The following is a 20774-nucleotide window of genomic DNA, read 5'->3' on the forward strand; positions in this document are numbered from 1 at the left end:
GAGCAATGGCCAATTCACCCCTGCAGTCACCAACCAATGTCTAGTCAGCCATTGCAGCTTGGATCAGGGCGCGTGCTTCGGGGCTGTTCCAGTCGGCTTCCCCGGCCAGACGGGCAAGCTCTTTACCGTCGCGGTCATAGAGGATGGAGGTGGGAAAGCCGCGTGCTTTGAGGGGGTAGACAATCGCCATTTTGGGGTCGTGATAAAAGGCCAGACTGCCCTTCCCGAGCTCGGCCAATTCCTGCTTGGCTTTCGCTGCATCCTTCTCACGGTCGACACTGATGGCGACCACCTTGAAGTCCTGATCTCCCATCGCCCGTTGAAGGCCTGCCAGTGTCGGCATCTCGGTCACACAGGGCGCGCACCAAGTCGCCCACAGATTGACCAACACGACTTTACCGTGAAAGGCACTCAATTGGGTGGGGGTACCATCTGGGCCCGCAAAACTGTTGGGTGGCTGGGGCACCGGGTCTTTTGCGATCTCCAGACCCTTCAAGGGGCCAGCTGCAAAGGCAGCCAGATCCCTGCCACCGTGAGAGATTGGCACGATCCGATAAAGCCCGTAAAGAAGCACCCCGATCAGCAGGATACCCAACAGGACCCATTGCGCCTTCTTGGGCTTTGCTGAGACCAGATTGTCTTTGCCCGCAGGTTGCTCGTCACTCATGTCGTCCTCAGATTCCTCTCGCCCATCCACCCAGACCAACGGCCAAGACCAGTCCAAAGGCCAATCTATGTGGGGTGGTCGCTTTGCAGCCAGCCCGGATGAGACCATGAAGGCGATCAATGCCTCCATTGATGTTGATCAACGTATGTGGCGCGAGGATATCGCTGGGTCAAAGGCCCATGCTGCAATGTTGACCGCCCAAGGCATTCTTACGCAGGAAGATGGCGCCGCGATACAAAGGGGACTGGACGAGATTGCAGCAGAAATCGCTGCGGGGGCTTTTCCTTTTTCGATCGATCTGGAAGACATCCACCTCAATATCGAAGCGCGCTTGACCGAGCGGATTGGCGAGGCTGGCAAACGCCTGCACACGGGCCGGTCACGCAATGATCAAGTGGCAACCGATTTCCGCCTGTGGGTTCGCCGGTCCCTGACCGAAGCCGATGAGGCCCTTTTAGGCTTGATGCGCATTCTGGTTTTGCAGGCAGATGCCCATGCTGATTGGATCATGCCGGGCTTTACCCATTTGCAGACGGCCCAACCCGTCACGCTGGGCCACCATCTTTTGGCCTATGTCGAGATGTTTGCCCGCGACCGCGACCGTCTGCAGGCCACTTTTGCCCATGCCGATGCCTGCCCACTTGGCTCGGCGGCACTGGCGGGCACACCTTATCCGATTGATCGGCAGGCAACAGCAACCGCACTGGGCTTTTCCCGGCCGATGGCCAATTCTTTGGACGGGGTTGCCAGCCGCGATTTTGCCATGGAGGCCCTCAATAGCTTGGCCATCGGGGCGGTGCATCTGTCGCGTCTGGCCGAAGAAATCGTGTTATGGACCTCATCACACTTCCGGTTTGCCCGCCTGTCAGATGGCTGGTCGACTGGCTCGTCCATCATGCCACAAAAGCGCAACCCCGATGCCGCTGAACTGATCCGCGCCAAGGCTGCCCGCATTGCGGCCAATGCGCAGAGCCTGATGATGATCGTCAAAGCCCTGCCCTTGACCTATGCCAAGGATTTGCAAGACGACAAGGCGCTGACGTTTGAAGCTTTTGACGCGTTCCTGTTAAGCGTCGGGGCCATGGCAGGCATGATGAGCACCATCCAGTTTGACCGGGGCAATCTGCGCCAGGCCGCGACATTTGGCTATTCCACCGCCACCGATTTGGCTGACTGGCTGGTGACCCACCTCAACATGCCATTCCGCGAGGCCCACCATGTCACAGGTGCGGTGGTGAAGGCTGCTGAGGCACATGGTGTGGCAGAATTATGCGATCTGCCCCTGTCTGTGTTTCAAGCCATCGAGCCACGGATCACCGCTGCGGTCATCCCGCTGCTCTCGGTGGAAGCCTCGGTCGCAGCGCGCGCATCCTATGGCGGCACCGCCCCCGAACGGGTGCGGGAAAACGTGGCCCGCCTGCGCGACGAATTGGGTCTGAAGGCTTAGGTGCGGTCTGCAGGCGGGCGCTTTGCGTCAGCTGTTGTTTCGCACTATAGGTAAGCCATCTCCCCGCTTGATGAGGGTCATAAGACACCCATGAACATCCGCCTTGTCATCGCCTTTGCCTGCTTTGGGCTTGTCAGCGCTTGTGGTATCCGTGGCCCGCTGGAGCCTGCCGCCCCAATGTGGGGGCCAGATCGTGCGGCTTATGAAGCCGAACAGGCCCGCAAAGCCGAAGAAGCGCGCCAGAAAAAAGCTGAAGAAGACGCTGCCAAGCAAGCAGAGACCGCCCCTGCCGCACCGACCCGTCCGCCCCAATAATTCCGATGCGCTTCTTCGACTATCGCGATGGGGCCCTCTATGCCGAAGACGTGCCGCTGGCCGTCATTGCCGAAGCGGTCGGCACGCCCGTTTACGTCTATTCGCGCGCGACATTGGAACATCATTACAAGGTGTTCAAAGCGGCCTTGGGCGACCTCAAAGTCCACATTTGCTATGCGGTAAAGGCCAATACCAATCGGGCAGTGATCGCCACTTTGGCCGCCCTCGGGGCTGGAGCTGATACGGTTTCTGAAGGCGAAATTCGCCGCGCCCTGCATGCAGGCGTGCCCGCGGACGGAATTGTGTTTGCCGGGGTCGGCAAGACCGATGCCGAATTGGCCTATGCCATTTCAGTCGGGGTGCGCCAAATCAATATTGAAAGCGCGAGCGAGCTTGCGAGGATCAGCAGACTGGCCAGTGCGCAAGGTAAAGTCCAGAAAGTCTGCATCCGGGTCAATCCCGATGTGGGAGCTGGTGGTCACGCAAAAATCACCACTGGCAAAGCCGACAATAAGTTCGGCGTCAGCTTTGATCTGGCCGAGGCGCTCTATGCCGAGGCCAACGAGCTGACCGGTGTTGAACCTGTCGGTCTGTCGGTTCACATCGGCAGCCAAATCATCGACTTCACGCCGATGGAGCAGGCCTACCGCAAGCTGGTTGCCTGTGTTGGCCGATTGCGCGCCCGCGGGCTGACGGTCACGCGTCTGGATCTGGGCGGCGGGCTGGCGGCCACTTATGATGAGACGGTGAGTGGGCCAGATTTGGTCGCTTATGGGGCCATGGTGCGCAATGTGGTCGGCGATCTTGATATTGAACTGGAGTTTGAGCCCGGACGGATGATTGCGGCCAATGCCGGGGTGCTGCTGACCCGTGCCATCGTCACCAAAGACAATGGCGGCAAAGCCTTTTTGGTGGTGGATGCGGCCATGAACGACCTGATCCGGCCCGCACTTTATGAAGCCTATCATCAGATGTTGCCCGTCCGGCAAGCGGTTGATCACGACAATCTTGCCCCGCTGGATGTGGTGGGCCCGGTGTGCGAAACCGGCGACACATTTGCCGAACAGCGTCCCATGCCCGCCATTGGCGAAGGGGATTTGATCGCTTTCATGAGCACCGGGGCTTACGGATTTGCCATGGCTTCGACCTATAATTCCCGCCCCTTGGCTGCCGAGGTCATGGTCAGCGGCGATCAATGGCAAGTCGTGCGGCCGCGTCAAACTTATGAGGAGATGTTCGGCATGGAGACCTTGCCGGATTGGCTGGGACCTCAGGCAGAAAAGGCATAGACATGAGTGAGAATAGCCCCGTCGTCACCCCATCTAAGCCACCTCAAGGCGGGGCTAGTTGGGTGCGCTTGGTCAGCGATTTAGGCCCAGCGGCGGTTTTCTTTTTCTCCTATCAATGGGCCGAGAAGCACGGCGTACCTTCTGCATTGGCCGATCTGACAGGCAGCCAAGCCGTACTGTTTGCGACACTGGTGTTCATTCCTGCCGCAGTGGCAGGTTTTGCCTTTTCATACTGGAAAGAACGCACCGTCAGCCCAATGGGCCTGTTCACTTTTGTGATGATTGGGGTTTTCTCTGGCCTCGCGCTTTGGCTCAAGAATGACATTTTCATCAAGATGCGGCCCACCTTGGTCTATTCGCTGATTGGTCTCATTCTTTTGGGCTCGGTTGCCTTCAAGCGTAATGTCCTCAAAGCGCTGTTTTCGGGTGCCTTACATATGCCGGAGGCTGTCTGGCGTGGCCTGACCCTGCGTGCGGGTCTGATGTATGTCAGCCTTGCTGTCATCAATGAAGTGGTGTGGCGAACACAACCGCTCCAGACTTGGGTGACCTATAATACCTGGGGTGATATGGCGATTAACATGATCTTCTGGATCGTCAATTTTGCTTTCATTGCCAAATATTTGACCGATCCAGAGGGCAATCCCTTGCTCGATCCGGCAGACAAGAGCCCGGACAAGGAGACGTGAAGGGATTGTAACCTCGCCCCATCTTGACCTTCTCGGTCGTTCACGGTTTCACAGACCCCATCTGGGAGGGATTTCATGAATCGACGCCGCCTGCTTTTTTCCGCCATTTCCACCGCAACATTGGGGTTTCTGGCCTTGAACACCTCCGCCATTGCTCAGGCTGCATCTGACGCGGCCACTTCTGATCCATTTCTTTGGCTTGAAGAGGTCGAGGGCGAGAAGGCCTTGACCTGGGTTCGCGGCCAGAATGCCCGCTCGCTGCCCCGCCTCACCAATGATCCCCGCTATACCAAGCTGGAAGAAGATGCGCTGAACATCATTCGCGCGCGCGATCGGCTGACCTTTGGTGGCTTTATCAATGGCTATGTCAGCAATTTCTGGCAGGACACCAACCACGTTCGCGGGATCTGGCGGCGGGCCGACTTTACGGCTTGGCGTTTGGGAAGCCCGGTGTGGGAAACCATTCTTGATGTCGACCAATTGGCCAAGGATGAAGGCAAGAATTGGGTGTATCAGGGCAGCAGTGCGCTCGATCCGAATGATTTGTGGAATACACGCGTGCTGTTGGAATTGTCCAATGGCGGCAAGGATGCCGACACCAAGCGGGAATGGGACGTGAAGACCCGCTCCTTCGTCACAGGCGGATTTGAATTGCCCGAAGCCAAATCGTCAGTGGTCTGGGTTGACCAAGACACGCTGCTGGTTGCAACCGACTGGGGTCCTGGCAGCTTGACAGACAGCGGCTATCCTTTCGTGATCAAGCGCCTCCAGCGCGGTCAAAAGCTTGATCAAGCGGTGGAAGTCTATCGCGGCCAGTCCAGTGACGTAGCGGCCAGCGCGTTGCGGCTCGATGATGGCAGCCGCTATCATTTCTTCATCAGCCGCTCGCCGACCTTCTTTACCACCGAGACGCTCTATCTTGATGCCGCAGGTAAGGCGACAAAATTGGCCTTGCCAACCAAGCATAGCCTGCAAGGGCTGCGGGCCGGCCAGCTCTATGTCACCATTCAAGAGGACTGGACCCCGCGCGGGGCCAAAACCCCAATCCCTGCAGGCTCCTTGCTCAGCGTCCCTCTTTCACAATTGAAGGCCAATGATGGGGCAATCAAAGCTGTGACCATCTATCGCCCCGGCCCGCGTGAGGCGCTGCAAGACGTCAGCATGACCAAGCAGGGGCTGTTTGTCACGCTGACCACCAATGTGAAGAGCGCTGTGCGCCATTATACCCAAGACGGAAAAGGTGCGTGGTCGTTCAAGCCGGTCGACCTGCCAAAGAATGGCGTGGCCGGGGTCGTGGATGCTGGCATCCGCCAAGAGGAAGTCTTCTTCTCCTATAATGACTTCATCACCCCACCCTCGATCCTGTTTGCCGCCAAAGCCGATACCAAGCCGGTGACGGTACAGGCCCAGGCCGCTCGCTTTGATGCAAGCGGGCTGGAGGTCAATCAATTTGAAGCCACCTCCAAAGATGGCACCAAAATCCCCTATTTCCTGATTGCCCGCAAAGGCTTGGCATTGGATGGCAGCGCGCCGACGCTGCTTTATGGATATGGTGGCTTTGAGGTCTCGATGCTGCCCAATTACTCGGCCATGAATGGCAAATTGTGGCTGGAGCGCGGGGGCGTTTATGTGCTGGCCAATATTCGCGGCGGCGGTGAGTTTGGCCCAGCCTGGCATACCGCGGGGCTGAAGGGTAAGCGGCAAGTCATTTATGATGATTTCATCGCTGTGGCTGAAGATCTGATTGGGCGCAAAATCACCAGCCCGCGCCGTCTGGGGATTCAAGGTGGGTCCAATGGCGGCTTGCTGATGGGCGTCATGCTGACCCAGCGTCCGGACCTGTTCAATGCAGTCGTCTGCCAAGTGCCGCTTCTTGATATGCTGCGCTATCACAAACTGCTGGCCGGGGCGTCGTGGATTGATGAATATGGCGACCCGGATGTCGCAGCCGAGCGGCCATGGCTTGAGAAAATGAGTCCATATCAGAACCTGACACAGAAGAGCCCATTCCCAGAGCCCTTCTTCATGACCTCGACCAAGGATGATCGGGTTCATCCCGGCCATGCGCGCAAATATGCCGCCAAGATGGAAAGCCTCGGCATGCCCTTCCTCTATTATGAGAATATTGATGGCGGGCACTCGGCGGCGGCCAATCTGGTTGAAAGCGCCAAGCAGCGGGCGCTGGTCGCAACCTATCTGATGCAGAAATTGATGGACTAGTCAGGCTTAGAGTGAGGGGCGGGTCAGTCCCGCCCCAATCAATTGGGCCAATTGAGTGGTGAGTGCCACCAATTCCTCAAAGCTTCCTGCCTGGGCTTTGAGGCCGTGCAAAGCAGCCGTGATCGCCTTTGCCTGCAGGCCAATTTGGTCTGCCGGTGCAGAAGCGCCCAAGATCGGCATTAGGCGGGCCTGCACCAAGGCTTGCATGCGGCTGTCCACGGCCGCGACCACATCCCCAACCAGAACCGAGTCTGTGGTCAAAAGTTCCCCGCCATGGGGCGAGCCATGCAATGCCTGCCAGGACAGACCGTGCAAAGCGAGGCCTGCTGCTGCCAGCCCCTCAGCAAATGGCAGATGAATTGGCCAAGCCGCTTCGGCGGCTTCACAACTGGCCCGGCCCAGTGCCAAGGCCAGAGCGGCAAAGATGGCCGCTTTATTCTCATAAGATTGATAAAGGGCCGGACGGGAAATGCCTGCTTCCTCCGCGACATCCTCCATAGACGCGCGCTTGAAGCCATAGCGTGCAAAAACAGCCAAAGCTGCTTGCAAGATACGGTCGCGCCGGGGGTCTGCATCCAAACTGATTGACATTTTCTGATAATATTGTCAGATCGTCACAATGTCAATTTGTTCTTAGAGGGATTCAAGCTATGGCAAGTCAAGGTTTGGTGCTGGTGACGGGCGGATCGGGCTATATTGGCGGCTTTGTCATCGCCCAATTGCTGGAGGCGGGCTTTCAGGTGCGCACCACGATCCGCAATCTGGGTCGGGAGCCTGAAGTGCGCGAAGCCTTGAAAAAACTCACCCCCAATTTGGATGGGTTGAGCTTTTTTGCTGCAGACCTGACCCGTGACGACGGCTGGGCTGAGGCCATTGCCGGGGTTGACTATATTCAGCATGTCGCCTCGCCCTTCCCTGCTGTGATGCCCAAGGATGAGAATGAGTTGATTGGCCCGGCCCGTGAAGGGGCCTTGCGGGTGTTGCGGCTCGCCCGCGATGCCGGGGTCAAGCGCGTGGTCATGACCTCGTCCATGGCCGCCATTGCCTATGGTCACGGCGGTTCGCGGACGACAGCCTTTACTGAAAAGGACTGGACCGATGAAACCAGCCCTGACACCGGGGCCTATGTCCGCAGCAAGACGATTGCCGAACGGGCGGCCTGGGACTTTATCAAGGCCGAAGGCGGCGCACTGGAACTGGCCACCATCAATCCAAGTGCTGTGCTGGGCCCAATCCTGGGACCCGATTTTTCCACCTCAATCCTCTTGGTCCAGAAACTCCTGAATGGTGATTTTCCCGGCAGCCCCCGCTTGGGCTTTTCCCTCGTTGATGTGCGCGATGTTGCCGACCTGCATGTGCGGGCAATGACCAGTGACAAGGCCGCAGGTGAGCGGTTTTTGGCCGCCTGCGACTTCTATTGGGTGGAAGATGTCGCCCGTGTCCTCAAGGCGGATCTGGGCACACAGGCACGCAAGGTGCCGACCGGCAAACTGCCAAGCTGGTTGATGCGTATTGTTGCAAACTTCGACCCTGTGATCAAAGGCGTGGCATTCGAGCTGGATAAGGCGCGGATGGCAGACAATAGCAAAGCCCGCACGCTTTTGGGCTGGACGCCACGCGATGTCCGCCAATCCATTACCGATACGGCCCGCAGCCTGATCCGTGAGGGCATTGTGCGGATCTGATCAGACATATCAAAAGCCCCGAGGCGACAAACCTCGGGGCTCTCAATACTCAAGACCAGTGTGGATCAGAAGCTGCGTGTGACGCCGATACCGACAGAAACCTGATCCTTGTCGCCGCGCTTGACGATGGGGCTGTCGGCTGCCTCAGACAACAGACGACGATAGCCGACAAAGCCCGTCACCGCATAATGCTCGCTCACTTTGTAAGAACCCATCACATCAAGCCCGACATCCTTAGCCCCTGACTTGGCCTGATAGGCGGGCAAAGCGCTGGCAAGGGCCTGGCTTGGCGTCACGCCGAAATAGGTTCGGGCATATTTCTTGTCCATATAGCTGGCGGAGCCGACCAGTGTGACGCCAAAATCGGGGGTAATGGCGCGGCTGTAACGAACGGCGGCCAAGCCAGTCCAGCCTTTGTGTGCATTGCCTGAATCGGTAAGGACTTCACCACTCAGCGTGATCTGGCCTTCACCCAAGGGCTGGATATAGCTGGCAAAAGCACCGGTCTCGATGGCATCCTTAATCGAACCCAAAGCCCGGATTGCTGTGTCCTTGACGTCCTTGTCGCGGCCAAAGCGATAATTGACCACCGGACCAGCATGCCATTGTGCGCTATTGACCAGATTGGCGCGGATGGCAGTCCCTTCCAGCGCGATAAAGCGCTGATCAAAGTGATAGGTGCCAGCCACCAATGGCCAGGTTTCACTGTCCTTGGAGCCCTCGAATTCTGGCATAGACATGGCCCCGATCGTCAGGGAGTTTTGCGGAGTTGGGCTGACTTCTGCCTGGGCCACACTGGCAAATCCGGCAAAACCAACCAGAACGAACAATGGAAAGTGACTGATTTTCATAGCTTTATCTCTCTTTGTTTGGGGGTGGGAGGATTGGGGATTGGTTTAGGCTGCGCAGCTGCGAAGAACGGCCAGCCGACCGGCTTCAAAGTCGGCACGCCATTTGGCGTTGACACCGGGGGCGAGGAAGGTGGTGATCTCGGCCCCGCCATCAGCTCGGGCCACAAAGTCAATCTCCTCAAACGTGTAGCCATAGCCGCGCAGGCGATAGGTGGTGGTGTTGGTGGCCTCGTCCTTGATGAAGCGCGTCATCGGCAGCAACGCGGCCTGATCTTCAAAACAGCGGGCCACTTTCTCAGGGGCCTGGGTGCTGGTCAGACGGGTGGTTTCAGCAATTGCCCGGAAGCGTTGGGGGTCGCGGATGCCGGATTCCTTAGCGGTGGCGCAGGCCGTGGCCAGCAAGGTCAAAGCAATAGCAAGGGTCTGTTTTTTCATGATAGTCTCCGAAGAATGAGGTGGTGATTGAGAGGAAATCTGAGCGCGCCGGGGGGCTATCCGGCCGGGCAGGCCAGAGTGGTGTTGGTGCGCTCACAATCAGGGGGGAGTATGTGTTAGGGCCGATTGGCCCGGCTTAGGCAGCCTTGAGTGGACGGGGGCGACGCATGTGGGTGATGCCGGTCTGGATCAGCCACACGGTGAGGCCGAGATAGCCAAGGATGGTGGCCATGGAGAAGATGTCACCTGGTTGGCCCAAAGCGATGGCGACCCCTTCTTGTGTGCCCAGCACAATGGTTGCAGCGGTGATCAAGCCGGTGACCGAGGTCACTTTGCTGGCTTCGCGCCATTGGATGAGCGCCAAGAGGACGATGAAGAGGGCCGTCAACAATTGGCCCATATGCTCGCCAATCGCCACCCCGCCATAGAGGTTCAGCACCTCAAAAGCGCGCTCTGCCGCGGCCTTGGCCTCAGGGCTCGCGGCCGGATCTGCATGGGTACGGGCCAGACTTGGGATGACAAAAACCCAGCGCCACAGGCCCATGGCTTGGGTCAAGCCAGCCAAAGCCCCTGCAATGGCAGCCCCGACTGCCAGACCATTATGCTGACGCAAACGTTCTGGCGTCAGCGACACGGCCAAAGCAAATGGCAAGAGTGCCAGCGCGATGATGGCAAAGGCATGCCAGGTCAGCACAAGCGAGGCCCCACCCTTGGCAAACAGATCCAACGCATCATGGGCCGATCCACGCAGCACATCTGGATAGTTATAGGTCACAGCAAGGATCGAATAGGGAATGTTGAAGGCAATCGCCAAAGCCACCGCCGATAATCCAAGAACCATCTGGCGACGGGCAGGCTGGCGGGCACGGATTTGAGCTGTGGTGGTAGGATCAAGATCGAAACTTTCGACAGCTTCGGGCTTGCGAATGGGCATGTTCATAACTGTCTCTCCTTCCGGAGACACCATGTCTCCAAGTGGTGACACAGTGGATATCACCGGTCAGTGACATGTGCAAGAGGAAATGTCACCAGTCGGTGATATTTTTTCTGGCTTTCGCTGAGAAAATCGGTCACTATAGCGTGAATGCACACTAACCACCTGTTTTAATGGAAATATCATGGACCTGATGAATGAAGACCATCCTGAAGCAAAGGCACCAGGCCGCCAGCGCGACCGGGTTGCTCGCGGCCAAACCATCGTGGCAGCCGCCAAGGATATCTTGTCTGAATCCGGCTTTGCCGATTTCGGCATTAATTCGATTGCCCGCCGGGCCGGCTGTGACAAACAGCTGATCTATCGCTATTTCGACGGGCTGGAGGGGCTGGCGGATGTGATCGGCACCGATATTGCCGATGAATTAAGTGCCGAGCTTGAGGGCTTCACCCGTCAAGAGGCACCAAAGACCTATGCCGCTTGGGTTGAACGTTTGGCAGTCGGATTATTGGCCTTGTTTCGGTCCAATCGCATCATCCAGAAAATTGCGGCCTGGGAATTGGCCTCCCCCTCAAGCCTGACTGCCATCATGGCCGCCGCGCGCGCCAAGCGCTTGAATGCGTGGATGGTCGGGCTGCGCGGCACCCTCAAGCCACCTGAAGGCCTCGATACCGGCGCGCTCAATGCGATTATCATTGGTGCTGTTCAGCATCTGGCCATGTCGGCTTCGGCCTTTCAATCCCAGGCCGGTATGCAATTGGAGACAGAAGCGGACTGGCAACGCGCTGAAGCCGCCCTCCTGCATATTGTGCGCCAAACCTATGGGGCGACTGACGCATCCTGATCCGGGATGACGTAGGCTTTGCCGATCAAAGGCTTGCTGCCAAGGCGTTCAACTGGTCAGCGGCCGCATTCCATCCAGCCTCAAAGCCCATCGCCTCATGTTGGGCCTTGGTTTCTGCACTCCAATGGCGCGCGCCCCATTCCATCAGCGTGCCCCCGTCGGGCGCATCAGACAAAATGACATAGCCAGTCATGAAAGGCGTATGGTCACCGGGCATCCAATCGCCAACAAATGCATCAGAAAACACCAAGGCCCGGCCAGGCTCGACCGCCAGATATTGTCCGCGTATCTGATTTTCTTCCCCGTTGGGCCCGTTCATGACGATAAAGCTGGCTCCGCCCGCCCGCAGATCAATCTCGGCAACCGATACACGCCACGGTTTCGGACAATACCATTGCTTGAGCAGGTCGCTTTCAACCCAGCACCGCCAAACGGTCGCGCGGGGCGCAGTCAGATGGCGGGAAATTTTCAATGTGTGATCAACCATGGCTGCGCCCTCTCCTACACAATTGCGGTCTGCGCCGGTCAGCCCGCGCCAAATACCGGCTTCACGGTGCCCAAAAAGCCAATGATGACCAAGAGCACATAGGTCAACCACACCCATAGGCGCGCCCGATCCATTGCCCGGCGCAGCGGGATTTCGGTTGCATCGCTGGAGCCTTTTTCGATCACAGCCAGCAAAAGTGGCCCGACAGGGCGGCCGGCAACATCAATCATGATGGCTGCCGCGAAAATTGCAGCAAACACGGCGGCTTTCAGCGCAAGCCAAACGTCGCCAAACGGCCCAAGGCCCATAAGTGAGGAAGCGCCAATCACCGCATAAAATGCGGTGATCAAAAGCTTGAGCCAAAATTCGATCTGCTTGAGACGGGCAACAATCGGGGCCCCTGTCCGCAGATGTATGGTCCACGTCAGGGCCATCCAGACCACGCCCACCAACCAGGACAGCCACATCACAAAAGACGGCCAACCCCAATAGCCCGCCACCGACACCAAAGTGATCGACAAAGGCACCATCAGCACCCAAGCGGTGCGCGGCCCCATGTCCACCACACCCAGCAAACGGAGGATTTCCAGCCGCGCGGTGAGGGGTTTGGTGCGGTTGCGAAATGCCGACCCCAAGATCGCCACACCTAGATCGCCACCCAGCCAGAAGACAAAGGCCAAGACATGGACATAGACCAAAATGTCATAAATAGGCATAAGTTCTCCAGCGGTAACAATCAGGCTGGCGACTTACTTCACACGCCGCTCCGTGATGCAAGTGCGTTTGACCAATTTATCATTTTCAAACCAGTGCCAGGTCCGACCACGGTCATTGCCGTCCTCAGACAATTGGATCATTTCATACAGATAGGTGCCGGGGCTGTCCTTGCGGGTCCAGGTCAGCATGACGGTCTTGTCGTCCACTTCCCAAGCCCGGCCAAAAATCCGATCTGTATCCCACCAAATCTGCTTGTCCTTATAGGTCGCGGGAAAATGAATCTCTTCGCGGCGTCCATCCGGCCAGCTGTAGGTGTTGATCTGGTAATAAGGATAAGGCCCCTCGTCCTTGAACATACATTGCAGGTGCGAGGCATGACGGTCGAGTTCGACATTATTGGCGTCGACATGGATATATTCCCCCACCCACTCACCCTCGTGCCGGGCCAGCAATGGCATGCCTGTGCGAATTGTATCCATCCTGCAGAATCCCTTTTGTGAGCGACCAAAGAGGTCTAAGCTGGCGCAGTAAATGATATATCCAATCCCTCTGACAAGGCCCTTCCGTGGAAAAGCTTCTCCTTCTGCAGCGCCATGCCAACAATAGCGCCACTTTGTGGCTTAACCGGCCTGAGAAACGCAATGCGCTGACAGTGGCCATGTGGTCGGCTCTTCCTGATCTGGTGGCCGAAGCAGTGGCTGACCCCGAGATCAAGCTTGTGTTCCTGCGCGGGGCAGGTGGCGTGTTTGCTGCGGGCGCGGATATTGCCGAAATGCCTGAGGTCTATGCCACCTCAGCCGCTGCCTTGCTCAATGATGAGAAAATCCAAGGCGCGATGAAGGCATTGGAGAATTGCCCCAAACCCGTCATTGCGCTCATTGAGGGACCGTGTGTTGGTGGTGGATGCGGGTTGGCGCTGGCCTGCGATCTGCGCATCGGCACCACTGGAAGCCGTTATGGGGTGACACCGGCCAAGCTGGGGCTGGTCTATGGTGCGGGTGACACACGCCGATTGGTTCAAGCTGTTGGTCTGTCGAAAGCCAAGGACATTTTGTTCACGGGTCGCCTGCTTGAGGCCGATGAAGCCCTGGCAAGCGGCCTGATCGACCACTTGGTCAGCCCCGACCAATTGGACCTTGTGGCAGAGGATTATGCCCGCAAGATTTCGGTGGCCTCGGTCTATTCAATCCGCGCACAAAAGCAGATTTTTGCCTTGCTGCGTGGCGGCCAAGATGATGCGGACGAAAGCCGGGCCCTGTTCGGACAGAGTTTTGAGGGCGCAGACTTCAAGGAAGGTTTTGCGGCCTTTATGGAAAAGCGGCCTGCGCAATTTCCTGTGCGCTAAAAGCCTAAGCACTATGTCGCCACCTGAGGCTGGCGATGGTCACAGCCGACAGCGGAGGGACAAGGTGACACGTTTTGCCATCATCGGGGCAGGCCTCAGTGGGTTGGCTTGTGCGCATGAACTGGTCAATGCCGGTCATCAAGTCACCTTGTTTGACAAAGGCCGTGGGCCGGGTGGGCGGATGTCGACACGTCGCGTGGCCACCCCCGCAGGCGAAGCCTGTTTCGATCACGGTGCGCAATTCTTTACAGCCCGCGACCCCCGCTTCCAGACCCTTGTGGCCGAGCTGATGGCCAAGGGTGCCGTGGCACTTTGGGATTCGTCACGCGTCCGACGGGGCAAGGACGGCACCACAAGCCCCTTGTTTGACGAACCAATCTATGTCGGCACACCGGGTATGAATGGCCTCGTGCGCGGACTGGCCGAAGGTCTCAACGTCCGCTGGGGCCAGCGCGTCAGCTCCGTGGAGGGACGGCCCGGCGCCTGGATGCTGGCATTGGAAACAGGCGCGGCAGAAGGCCCATTTGAGGCTGTTATTTGTGCAATACCCGCCGAACAAGTCGACGCTTTGCTCGGCACCCCCGCCCCGGCCCAAGCCCAAGCCGCCAACAAGGTGCGCTCTGTGCCATGCTGGGCAGGCCTGTTTGCTTTTGATGCACGATTGCCGCTGACATGGGGGCTGGCGCGCTTTGACGATCATCCCGTGATTGATGTGATCAGCGCCACGTTGGACAAACCCGGGCGGACCGGGCCTGCGGCTTATGTCGTCCATGCCCGGTCAGATTGGTCAACACGTCATTTGGAGGATTCCGCCGACGAGGTTGCAACCCATTTGCTTGGGGTACTGGCTGAGGTGGCTGGCCTGCCTGTCGAGGCCTTACCCGCAACCTTGGTGCGTCAAGCCCATCGTTGGCGCTACAGCCGGGTTGAGACGGGGGCGGGCCAAGACTTTATTTATGACGCGGGGCTGCGCATTGGTGTGTGCGGCGATTGGCTCACCGCGCCACGGGTTGAATCAGCTTGGCTTTCAGGCCATCTCTTGGGTGCACATCTGACTGCTTAGCTGACAAGGTGGACGTCAGGGTCTAAAGATACAAACAGCCCCTGCCGCCTATTCAAAGAAGGAATGAGGAATGTTTCTGTCTCTTGCGACCTGGCCTGAAATCGACCAACGGCTGAAAGACGGCAAGCGCGGCATTATCATTCCCATCGGCAGCCACGAACAACATGGCCCAACCGGCTTGATTGGCACCGATGCTTTGTGCCCAGAGATTATCGCGCGCGAGGCTGAAAAGCAGGCTGATGTGTTGCTCGCACCGACGTTTTCTGTGGGCATGGCCCAACATCATATGGGCTTTCCGGGCTCCATGACCTTGCGACCCTCCACCATGATTGCCACCATCGTGGATTGGACAGCCAGTCTAACACGGGCGGGTTTCGATCGGCTCTATTGGGTCAATGGCCATGGCGGCAATGTGGCAACCATTCAGGCAGCCTTTGCTGAGACCTATGCTGCTTACTCGCTGCGGGGCGAGGCTGCCCCCTTTGCGCATATGCTGAAAAATTGGTGGGAATTGCCGGGAATTGAGCGGCTTTGCCTTGATATGTACCCGACAGGCCATGGCTCGCATGGCACCGCCTCAGAAGTCGCGGTGACTTATTGGGCCTATCCTGAGCGGGCCAATCTTGCCAAATTGGTGCTCGAGCCCAAGATCGCGCCCAACGGGCCGATCCGTGATGCTGCCGATTATCGTCGCCGCTTCGCCGATGGCCGCATCGGCTCTGATCCTACCCAGTCCACACCCGAACAGGGTGGCACCATTGTTGCGGCGGCCGCCAAGGCTTTGATCACGGATGCCACCAGCTTTTTTGCCGAGACCGCCTGATGCCTGCCACGCCGGAAAACTTTGATGTCCTGATTTCCGGGGGAGGTTTGGTTGGCCTCACCTTGGCGCTTGCCTTGGATCAGGGCGGGCTCAAAGTCGCCGTGATCGACCGCCTGCCAGCGGCTGAGGTGCTGGAGGAGAGCTTTGACGGGCGGGCAACCGCCATGGGTTTTGCGACCTATCGTATGATGGAGAGCTTGGGCGTGGCCCGTCACATTGGCGAGGTCCAGCCGATCCAACAGATCCTTGTGTCAGATGGGCGGGTGGGAAGTCCCAGCCGCAAGGGGGGGCCTTCTTCCCTCACCTTGCATTTTGACCAAGCCGAGACCGGCACAGGTGAGGAACCCCTTGGCTGGATGATTGAAAACCGCCGCACCCGGCTCGCACTTGACAAAGAGGCCGCGACCCGGCCCGGTATCACCCGCTTTGCCCCTGACGAGATTGTCGATTTCACAATCCTGCCGGGCCACGTCGAGGCCAAGCTTAAATCGGGCCAACAGCTTGTAGCCCCCGTCATCGTCGGTGCAGAAGGGCGTGGGTCGTTTGTGCGGCAAAAGGCGGGTATCCGCACCTATGGCTGGACCTATGGCCAGACCGGCATCGTCACCACAATTGCCATGGACCGGCCCCATGGTGGGGTCGCGCATGAGTATTTCTTGCCGACCGGGCCGTTTGCCATCCTGCCACTGATGGGCAACCGCGCCAATATCGTTTGGTCGGAAAAGACCGCGCGGGCGCAAGCCCTGCTCGCCATGCCGCGGGCGGACTTGGAACACGAATTGGCCCGCCGCTTTGGTGACTTCCTGGGAAACGTTCGCCTTGACGCCCCGGTCTGGTCCTATCCTTTGTCCATGGAGCTTGCCGCAACATGGGCAAAGCCACGCGTGGTACTGGCAGGAGACGCCGCCCATGGCATCCATCCCATTGCTGGACAGGGCCTTAATCTGGGTCTGAAGGATGTTGCCGCGCTGGCTGAGGTTTTGGTTGAAGCGGCCAATCTGGGCCAAGACCTTGGCGATCTTGCCGTATTGGAGCGCTATGCCCAGTGGCGTCGCACCGATACCATGACCTTGGCCATCTCCTGTGATGGCTTTGTGCGACTTTTCTCCAATGATCTGGCCCCTATCCGGGCTTTGCGGACCTTAGGTCTGGGCCTGGTGGATGCGATTGGCCCTGCCCGCCGCTTCTTTGCCAGCCACGCCGGAGGTGCTGTTGGGGATTTGCCCCGCTTGTTGCGCGGCGAACGCCTTGAGGCCCGCTTATGAGTGATTATGCAACACCCAATCTTCCCAGCCGCGACATGGATGTCACCGCGGCCTTTTATGGGAAATTGGGCTTTGAGCTTGATTATCGCGCCGCCAATTGGATGATCCTGTCGCGCGGCGGATTAGAGCTTGAATTTTTCCCCTATCCAGACCTTGATCCCACGACATCCTCGTTTAGTGCCTGTTGGCGGGTCGATGACCTTGAGGGGCTTTATCAATGCTGTGTGCAGGCTGACATCCCGCGTCAGGCAATCGGCATGCCGCGAATCCATCCGCCGCAACGTGATCCCTCAGGCCTGACCATTGCCTATCTGATCGATCCCGATGGCAGCCTGATCCGCATCATCCAGAATACTCTTGATTAGGACTGAGACGGTCTCAGCCGAGCCATGACCGCTTCGGCAAACAGACGGGCCCCATGCGTGCCGCCTTGGCGATCATGCGAGAGATAGAGCCAAGGCTCGATCAGTTCGAGTTCCATCAAGAGCCATTGCCCGTCTGGACCGCGCACCAAATCGACCCGGGCATAAACCAAAGGCGCTCCTTCTGCTGTCGCAAGCACGGCTTCGGCGGCGGCCAACGCACCCTCAGGAGGATCAATGCCGGTTTCCTGCGCGCCATACTGGCCTTGCGTGCGATAATCACCGGCCTTGGGCCGCTTGATCAGCGCGTGAGAGAAGCGCCCGCCGAAATAGAGCAGCGACAACTCCCCCTCATCGGTCACCGCGGGCAGGAACGGCTGGATCAAGGCGGCATGCGGGGGCAGAAGGTCTGCACTGGGAACAGGCGCGCCGCGCCTCAATCGGGCCTGCCGCCAGGCACCGGCCCCAATGCGCGGCTTGATGATGATTTCATCGGCACCAAAGGCGTCGAAACTGGCAAGAATGGCCTCAGGTGCACACGCCTCAAGGCTGATCGTTGGGGGGACTGGTGCGCCGCGGGCGGCAAGATCGGCCAGATAGCCCTTATCCATATTGGCGCGGATGACCGCCCCTGAATTGAACAAAGCCGTGCCAGCGGCCTCAATCTCATCAAGGCGGGCCAGAAAAGTCTGTGTCGCCTGCGGATAGTTCCACGCCAAAAGCGGCAGAACCGCGCTGTAACCTGACCAATCTGTCCCCTCATCCTGCCAAAACACGGGTTCGACCGCCACGCCAAAAGGGGCAAAGGCTTGGCTCAACAAGGCCAATTGATTGTGGGCATAATCGGGTTCGTCCCGATCCGGGCGGCTTGGGTAATAGTCGTGGGTGACCAGAAGGGCGATGGGCAACATGTCCAAGCCGCTAGCCCCATCGTCTGCAAACGTCTAGAGCAGGCCCGCTTGAAACTGCTATTGGCACGGAGCCTGGAAGAAACATGACGATGCAATTTGACGTGTGTGGCGTGGGGAATGCCATTGTGGATGTGATTGCCCCGGCAAGCGACGCCTTCTTGGCCGAACATCAGATTGCCAAAGGTGCCATGACGCTGATTTTCGATGAACCTGCGGTTGAGCGCCTGTATGCGTCCATGGCTCCAGGTCAGGAGAGTTCAGGTGGCTCGGCAGCCAATACACTGGCCGGTATTGCCTCGCTCGGGGGCAAAGGTGCCTATATCGGCAAAGTGGCTGATGACAGCTTGGGTCAGGTGTTTCGCCATGATCTGAATGCCGGGGGTGTGGCCTATGACACACCGGCCCATGTCGGGGGCCCATCAACCGCGCGTTGCCTGATCAATGTGACACCCGATGGTCAGCGCTCAATGAGCACGTTTTTGGGGTGCTCTCCGCTTCTGAAATCGGAGGACCTCGACCCCGCGAAATTGTCATCGGCTCAAATCGTCTTCCTGGAAGGCTATTTGTTTGATGCCGAGGAGGCCAAGGCCGCCTTTGTCAAAGCTTCAGAGATCGCCCATAATGCGGGCAATAAGGTGGCATTGACCTTGTCGGATCTATTCTGTGTGGACCGGCACAAGGCCGCCTTCCGGCACCTGGTGGCCCACCACATCGACATATTGTTCGCCAATGAGGCCGAGATCATCGCCCTTTATGATGCGCCGGACTTTGAGACCGCCCTGGAAGCTGCCCGCGCTGATTGTGATCTGGTGGCGCTGACGCGCTCGGAAAAAGGCTCCGTGCTGGCACGCGGCGATGAGGTGGTGCGCGTGGCAGCTGACCCGGTGGCCGCCGTGGTCGATACGACCGGTGCTGGCGACCTCTATGCGGCGGGTGTGTTGTTTGGCCTCGCCACTGGGCGGGAATTGGAGGCCTGCGGGCGCTTGGGATCATTGGCAGCAGGTGAGATTATCTCCCATTATGGCGCGCGTCCCCATGCCAATCTGGCAGAACTGGCTGCAGCCCGCGGCCTTTAAGCTGAAAGCGGCCAGCCTGACATCTGGCCCATTTCTTGCGGAAAATCGCCGATGAAGACGCGCTTGGCCTTGATTGGGACATCCTTGCTGTTTGGACTGGGCACCTTGGCGCACGCCCAGTCCCAGACGGGTGCCCAGACTGATGCCCAGACTGATTCCCAGACCCGCACGACCTATCGCAGCGATGGCGTGGTCGCACCCCAAGTCCGGGTTGACGTTCCCCGCGAAAAGCCGCGCAAAGTCCGAGTGACCCGCTCCCGCGATGCCATGGCCCCCAAGGGTGCTTATCTGGATCGGATTGAGCCTGTGGGCGGGGGTGTTCGGACGGCCCCGGCTGGCCCCGAAAGCGATCAATCGAGTCCGTCTGTCTGGGTTGAGATCAAGCCGCAATCGCGCCGCCCATCGGCCTCGCCGCCCCCGCCACCCCCCCGGCCTTAAACATCCGATGGCTGCGTGCCCCTTGGCCGGATTCTGCTTTTTTGGTTCAAAAGTCCCCACACTGCGCCTAAAAGGCCAATCATGCTTGCCCGATAAGAGCTATATTGCCGTCCATAGGCCAAAGGATCACACCGCAGCATGCTGACGCTTGAAGGCCTGACCAAAACCTATGCCGGGGGCCGGGGTGTGGCGGCGATCAGCTTTGCAATCGCCCCCGGCGAAGTTGTCGGCTTTATCGGGCCAAACGGTGCCGGCAAAACAACCACTTTGCGCATGATCGCAGGGACTTTGGAACCTGATGCAGGCCGGGTCAGTCTCATGGGACATGATGTCAGCACCAACCGACTTCAGGCGCAGGCTTTGATGGGCTACCTGCCAGAACATGCCCCCTTGTATGGCGATATGAACCCGCGCGATTATTTGCGTTTTCTGCTCGGCGTCAGGGGCATTCCCCGGCGAGACTGGGTCAATTTGATCGAGCAGGCAGCAGCGCGCACCACGATTGCCGACATTCTTGACGTCCGGATTGACAGCTTGTCAAAAGGATTAGCCCGGCGGGTGGCTTTGGCGGGCGCGCTTGTTCATGACCCAGCCGTCCTCATCCTTGATGAACCCAGTGACGGGCTTGATCCGATTCAAAAGCGGGTCACGCGCGACCTCATTTCAGCGCTGCGCCCCGGACGCATCATTGTGATCTCGACCCATCAATTGGAAGAGGCTGCAGCCCTATGTAGCCGCCTGATCATGATTGCCGATGGCCGGGTGCGGGCGGATGAGAGCCCGGAAGTGTTCGCGGCACGCAATCCCCAAGGCGATCTTGAGACGATCTTTTACCAATTGACCCAATCGGAGGTCACCCCATGACAGGGTCGTGGCGATCGGTGTGGCCAAAAGGGTTTGGAGCGGGTCTG

The 20774-nt window shown here is 58.5% G+C and carries 24 protein-coding genes; 15 read left to right on the forward strand and 9 right to left on the reverse strand.

Annotation, left to right across the window (positions count from 1 at the left end; translation table 11 throughout):
• Nucleotides 1–40: 40 nt before the first annotated feature.
• Nucleotides 41–667 carry a TlpA family protein disulfide reductase gene (locus PbB2_RS06725; RefSeq protein WP_192576210.1) on the reverse strand — a complete coding sequence of 209 codons (627 nt, stop codon included), beginning with the start codon at nucleotides 665–667 and terminating at the stop codon, nucleotides 41–43.
• A 67-nt stretch (nucleotides 668–734) separates the two neighbouring features.
• Here PbB2_RS06725 and argH point away from each other — a divergent pair, with 67 nt between their 5' ends.
• The 5 genes from argH (at nucleotide 735) to PbB2_RS06750 (ending at nucleotide 6627) form a co-directional block, all read left to right on the forward strand.
• Nucleotides 735–2114 (forward strand): argininosuccinate lyase, encoded by a 1380-nt coding sequence (gene argH, locus PbB2_RS06730; protein ID WP_305790452.1) that lies wholly within the window; start codon nucleotides 735–737, stop codon nucleotides 2112–2114.
• Between the two features lie 90 nt (nucleotides 2115–2204).
• Nucleotides 2205–2429 (forward strand): argininosuccinate lyase, encoded by a 225-nt coding sequence (locus PbB2_RS06735; RefSeq protein ID WP_108984538.1) that lies wholly within the window; start codon nucleotides 2205–2207, stop codon nucleotides 2427–2429.
• A 5-nt stretch (nucleotides 2430–2434) separates the two neighbouring features.
• On the forward strand, nucleotides 2435–3718 hold the full coding sequence (lysA, locus tag PbB2_RS06740) for a diaminopimelate decarboxylase (protein WP_108984539.1): 1284 nt from the start codon (nucleotides 2435–2437) through the stop codon (nucleotides 3716–3718).
• A gap of 2 nt (nucleotides 3719–3720) precedes the next feature.
• Nucleotides 3721–4407 carry an inner membrane-spanning protein YciB gene (locus PbB2_RS06745; RefSeq protein WP_108984540.1) on the forward strand — a complete coding sequence of 229 codons (687 nt, stop codon included), beginning with the start codon at nucleotides 3721–3723 and terminating at the stop codon, nucleotides 4405–4407.
• A gap of 75 nt (nucleotides 4408–4482) precedes the next feature.
• Entirely contained in the window at nucleotides 4483–6627 is a 2145-nt protein-coding gene (locus PbB2_RS06750) for a prolyl oligopeptidase family serine peptidase (protein WP_108984541.1), read from the forward strand.
• A gap of 6 nt (nucleotides 6628–6633) precedes the next feature.
• On the opposite strand, the gene PbB2_RS06755 is transcribed toward PbB2_RS06750, so the two are convergent.
• A complete protein-coding gene (locus PbB2_RS06755) occupies nucleotides 6634–7218 on the reverse strand; it encodes a TetR/AcrR family transcriptional regulator (RefSeq protein WP_108984542.1) in 585 nt (194 codons plus the stop codon).
• Between the two features lie 59 nt (nucleotides 7219–7277).
• Between PbB2_RS06755 and PbB2_RS06760 the strand changes: the two genes are divergently transcribed.
• Nucleotides 7278–8312: an SDR family oxidoreductase gene (locus PbB2_RS06760; protein WP_108984543.1), complete on the forward strand. Its 1035-nt coding sequence runs from the start codon at nucleotides 7278–7280 to the stop codon at nucleotides 8310–8312.
• A 65-nt stretch (nucleotides 8313–8377) separates the two neighbouring features.
• Here the strand turns inward: PbB2_RS06760 and PbB2_RS06765 are convergent, their stop codons facing one another.
• The 3 genes from PbB2_RS06765 to PbB2_RS06775 form a co-directional block, all read right to left on the reverse strand.
• The gene (locus PbB2_RS06765; RefSeq protein WP_108984544.1) at nucleotides 8378–9163 is read right to left on the reverse strand and encodes a MipA/OmpV family protein; all 786 of its coding nucleotides are present in this window, start codon (nucleotides 9161–9163) and stop codon (nucleotides 8378–8380) included.
• Nucleotides 9164–9208: 45 nt separating this feature from the next.
• Entirely contained in the window at nucleotides 9209–9598 is a 390-nt protein-coding gene (locus tag PbB2_RS06770; protein ID WP_108984545.1) for a hypothetical protein, read from the reverse strand.
• Nucleotides 9599–9734: 136 nt separating this feature from the next.
• Nucleotides 9735–10538 carry a DUF4386 family protein gene (locus PbB2_RS06775; protein ID WP_192576211.1) on the reverse strand — a complete coding sequence of 268 codons (804 nt, stop codon included), beginning with the start codon at nucleotides 10536–10538 and terminating at the stop codon, nucleotides 9735–9737.
• A gap of 178 nt (nucleotides 10539–10716) precedes the next feature.
• On the opposite strand from PbB2_RS06775, the gene PbB2_RS06780 reads away from it, so the two are divergent.
• Nucleotides 10717–11376: a TetR/AcrR family transcriptional regulator gene (locus PbB2_RS06780; protein WP_108984547.1), complete on the forward strand. Its 660-nt coding sequence runs from the start codon at nucleotides 10717–10719 to the stop codon at nucleotides 11374–11376.
• A 25-nt stretch (nucleotides 11377–11401) separates the two neighbouring features.
• On the opposite strand, the gene PbB2_RS06785 is transcribed toward PbB2_RS06780, so the two are convergent.
• The 3 genes from PbB2_RS06785 to PbB2_RS06795 are packed head-to-tail and all read right to left on the reverse strand — an operon-like array spanning nucleotide 11402 to nucleotide 13059.
• Nucleotides 11402–11863 carry an SRPBCC family protein gene (locus PbB2_RS06785; protein WP_108984548.1) on the reverse strand — a complete coding sequence of 154 codons (462 nt, stop codon included), beginning with the start codon at nucleotides 11861–11863 and terminating at the stop codon, nucleotides 11402–11404.
• A 38-nt stretch (nucleotides 11864–11901) separates the two neighbouring features.
• A complete protein-coding gene (locus PbB2_RS06790) occupies nucleotides 11902–12579 on the reverse strand; it encodes a hypothetical protein (protein WP_108984549.1) in 678 nt (225 codons plus the stop codon).
• A gap of 33 nt (nucleotides 12580–12612) precedes the next feature.
• A complete protein-coding gene (locus tag PbB2_RS06795; RefSeq protein ID WP_108984550.1) occupies nucleotides 12613–13059 on the reverse strand; it encodes a DUF3598 domain-containing protein in 447 nt (148 codons plus the stop codon).
• An 86-nt stretch (nucleotides 13060–13145) separates the two neighbouring features.
• On the opposite strand from PbB2_RS06795, the gene PbB2_RS06800 reads away from it, so the two are divergent.
• The 5 genes from PbB2_RS06800 (at nucleotide 13146) to PbB2_RS06820 (ending at nucleotide 17441) form a co-directional block, all read left to right on the forward strand.
• The gene (locus tag PbB2_RS06800) at nucleotides 13146–13925 is read left to right on the forward strand and encodes an enoyl-CoA hydratase/isomerase family protein (RefSeq protein WP_108984551.1); all 780 of its coding nucleotides are present in this window, start codon (nucleotides 13146–13148) and stop codon (nucleotides 13923–13925) included.
• A gap of 64 nt (nucleotides 13926–13989) precedes the next feature.
• On the forward strand, nucleotides 13990–14988 hold the full coding sequence (locus PbB2_RS06805; protein ID WP_238164897.1) for an NAD(P)/FAD-dependent oxidoreductase: 999 nt from the start codon (nucleotides 13990–13992) through the stop codon (nucleotides 14986–14988).
• Nucleotides 14989–15058: 70 nt separating this feature from the next.
• On the forward strand, nucleotides 15059–15811 hold the full coding sequence (locus PbB2_RS06810) for a creatininase family protein (protein WP_108984553.1): 753 nt from the start codon (nucleotides 15059–15061) through the stop codon (nucleotides 15809–15811).
• Nucleotides 15811–17076 (forward strand): UbiH/UbiF/VisC/COQ6 family ubiquinone biosynthesis hydroxylase, encoded by a 1266-nt coding sequence (locus PbB2_RS06815; RefSeq protein ID WP_108984554.1) that lies wholly within the window; start codon nucleotides 15811–15813, stop codon nucleotides 17074–17076. The genes PbB2_RS06810 and PbB2_RS06815 overlap by 1 nt, the downstream gene beginning before the upstream one ends.
• Nucleotides 17073–17441 (forward strand): bleomycin resistance protein, encoded by a 369-nt coding sequence (locus tag PbB2_RS06820; protein WP_108984555.1) that lies wholly within the window; start codon nucleotides 17073–17075, stop codon nucleotides 17439–17441. The genes PbB2_RS06815 and PbB2_RS06820 overlap by 4 nt, the downstream gene beginning before the upstream one ends.
• On the opposite strand, the gene PbB2_RS06825 is transcribed toward PbB2_RS06820, so the two are convergent.
• Nucleotides 17438–18349 carry an ATP-grasp domain-containing protein gene (locus PbB2_RS06825; protein WP_192576212.1) on the reverse strand — a complete coding sequence of 304 codons (912 nt, stop codon included), beginning with the start codon at nucleotides 18347–18349 and terminating at the stop codon, nucleotides 17438–17440. The genes PbB2_RS06820 and PbB2_RS06825 overlap by 4 nt on opposite strands.
• Before the next feature lie 83 nt (nucleotides 18350–18432).
• Here PbB2_RS06825 and PbB2_RS06830 point away from each other — a divergent pair, with 83 nt between their 5' ends.
• From PbB2_RS06830 to PbB2_RS06840, 3 genes are all read left to right on the forward strand, one after another.
• Nucleotides 18433–19425, forward strand: coding sequence for an adenosine kinase (locus tag PbB2_RS06830; protein ID WP_108984556.1), 993 nt, complete (start codon nucleotides 18433–18435; stop codon nucleotides 19423–19425).
• A gap of 51 nt (nucleotides 19426–19476) precedes the next feature.
• Complete coding sequence (locus tag PbB2_RS06835; protein ID WP_108984557.1) at nucleotides 19477–19863, forward strand: hypothetical protein; 387 nt, start codon at nucleotides 19477–19479, stop codon at nucleotides 19861–19863.
• Nucleotides 19864–20001: 138 nt separating this feature from the next.
• A complete protein-coding gene (locus tag PbB2_RS06840; RefSeq protein ID WP_108984558.1) occupies nucleotides 20002–20727 on the forward strand; it encodes an ABC transporter ATP-binding protein in 726 nt (241 codons plus the stop codon).
• Nucleotides 20728–20774 lie beyond the last annotated feature (47 nt).

Source organism: Candidatus Phycosocius bacilliformis (assembly GCF_003112735.1).
GTDB lineage: Bacteria > Pseudomonadota > Alphaproteobacteria > Caulobacterales > Aquidulcibacteraceae > Aquidulcibacter > Aquidulcibacter bacilliformis.

Excerpts from the sequence above, each read along its gene's own strand:
- PbB2_RS06725 (WP_192576210.1), bottom strand. The coding sequence starts at position 667 with ATGAGTGACGAGCAACCTGCGGGCAAAGACAATCTGGTCTCAGCAAAG.
- argH (WP_305790452.1), top strand. The coding sequence starts at position 735 with ATGTGGGGTGGTCGCTTTGCAGCCAGCCCGGATGAGACCATGAAGGCG.
- PbB2_RS06735 (WP_108984538.1), top strand. The coding sequence starts at position 2,205 with ATGAACATCCGCCTTGTCATCGCCTTTGCCTGCTTTGGGCTTGTCAGC.
- lysA (WP_108984539.1), top strand. The coding sequence starts at position 2,435 with ATGCGCTTCTTCGACTATCGCGATGGGGCCCTCTATGCCGAAGACGTG.
- PbB2_RS06745 (WP_108984540.1), top strand. The coding sequence starts at position 3,721 with ATGAGTGAGAATAGCCCCGTCGTCACCCCATCTAAGCCACCTCAAGGC.
- PbB2_RS06750 (WP_108984541.1), top strand. The coding sequence starts at position 4,483 with ATGAATCGACGCCGCCTGCTTTTTTCCGCCATTTCCACCGCAACATTG.
- PbB2_RS06755 (WP_108984542.1), bottom strand. The coding sequence starts at position 7,218 with ATGTCAATCAGTTTGGATGCAGACCCCCGGCGCGACCGTATCTTGCAA.
- PbB2_RS06760 (WP_108984543.1), top strand. The coding sequence starts at position 7,278 with ATGGCAAGTCAAGGTTTGGTGCTGGTGACGGGCGGATCGGGCTATATT.
- PbB2_RS06765 (WP_108984544.1), bottom strand. The coding sequence starts at position 9,163 with ATGAAAATCAGTCACTTTCCATTGTTCGTTCTGGTTGGTTTTGCCGGA.
- PbB2_RS06770 (WP_108984545.1), bottom strand. The coding sequence starts at position 9,598 with ATGAAAAAACAGACCCTTGCTATTGCTTTGACCTTGCTGGCCACGGCC.
- PbB2_RS06775 (WP_192576211.1), bottom strand. The coding sequence starts at position 10,538 with ATGAACATGCCCATTCGCAAGCCCGAAGCTGTCGAAAGTTTCGATCTT.
- PbB2_RS06780 (WP_108984547.1), top strand. The coding sequence starts at position 10,717 with ATGGACCTGATGAATGAAGACCATCCTGAAGCAAAGGCACCAGGCCGC.
- PbB2_RS06785 (WP_108984548.1), bottom strand. The coding sequence starts at position 11,863 with ATGGTTGATCACACATTGAAAATTTCCCGCCATCTGACTGCGCCCCGC.
- PbB2_RS06790 (WP_108984549.1), bottom strand. The coding sequence starts at position 12,579 with ATGCCTATTTATGACATTTTGGTCTATGTCCATGTCTTGGCCTTTGTC.
- PbB2_RS06795 (WP_108984550.1), bottom strand. The coding sequence starts at position 13,059 with ATGGATACAATTCGCACAGGCATGCCATTGCTGGCCCGGCACGAGGGT.
- PbB2_RS06810 (WP_108984553.1), top strand. The coding sequence starts at position 15,059 with ATGTTTCTGTCTCTTGCGACCTGGCCTGAAATCGACCAACGGCTGAAA.
- PbB2_RS06815 (WP_108984554.1), top strand. The coding sequence starts at position 15,811 with ATGCCTGCCACGCCGGAAAACTTTGATGTCCTGATTTCCGGGGGAGGT.
- PbB2_RS06820 (WP_108984555.1), top strand. The coding sequence starts at position 17,073 with ATGAGTGATTATGCAACACCCAATCTTCCCAGCCGCGACATGGATGTC.
- PbB2_RS06825 (WP_192576212.1), bottom strand. The coding sequence starts at position 18,349 with ATGTTGCCCATCGCCCTTCTGGTCACCCACGACTATTACCCAAGCCGC.
- PbB2_RS06830 (WP_108984556.1), top strand. The coding sequence starts at position 18,433 with ATGACGATGCAATTTGACGTGTGTGGCGTGGGGAATGCCATTGTGGAT.
- PbB2_RS06835 (WP_108984557.1), top strand. The coding sequence starts at position 19,477 with ATGAAGACGCGCTTGGCCTTGATTGGGACATCCTTGCTGTTTGGACTG.
- PbB2_RS06840 (WP_108984558.1), top strand. The coding sequence starts at position 20,002 with ATGCTGACGCTTGAAGGCCTGACCAAAACCTATGCCGGGGGCCGGGGT.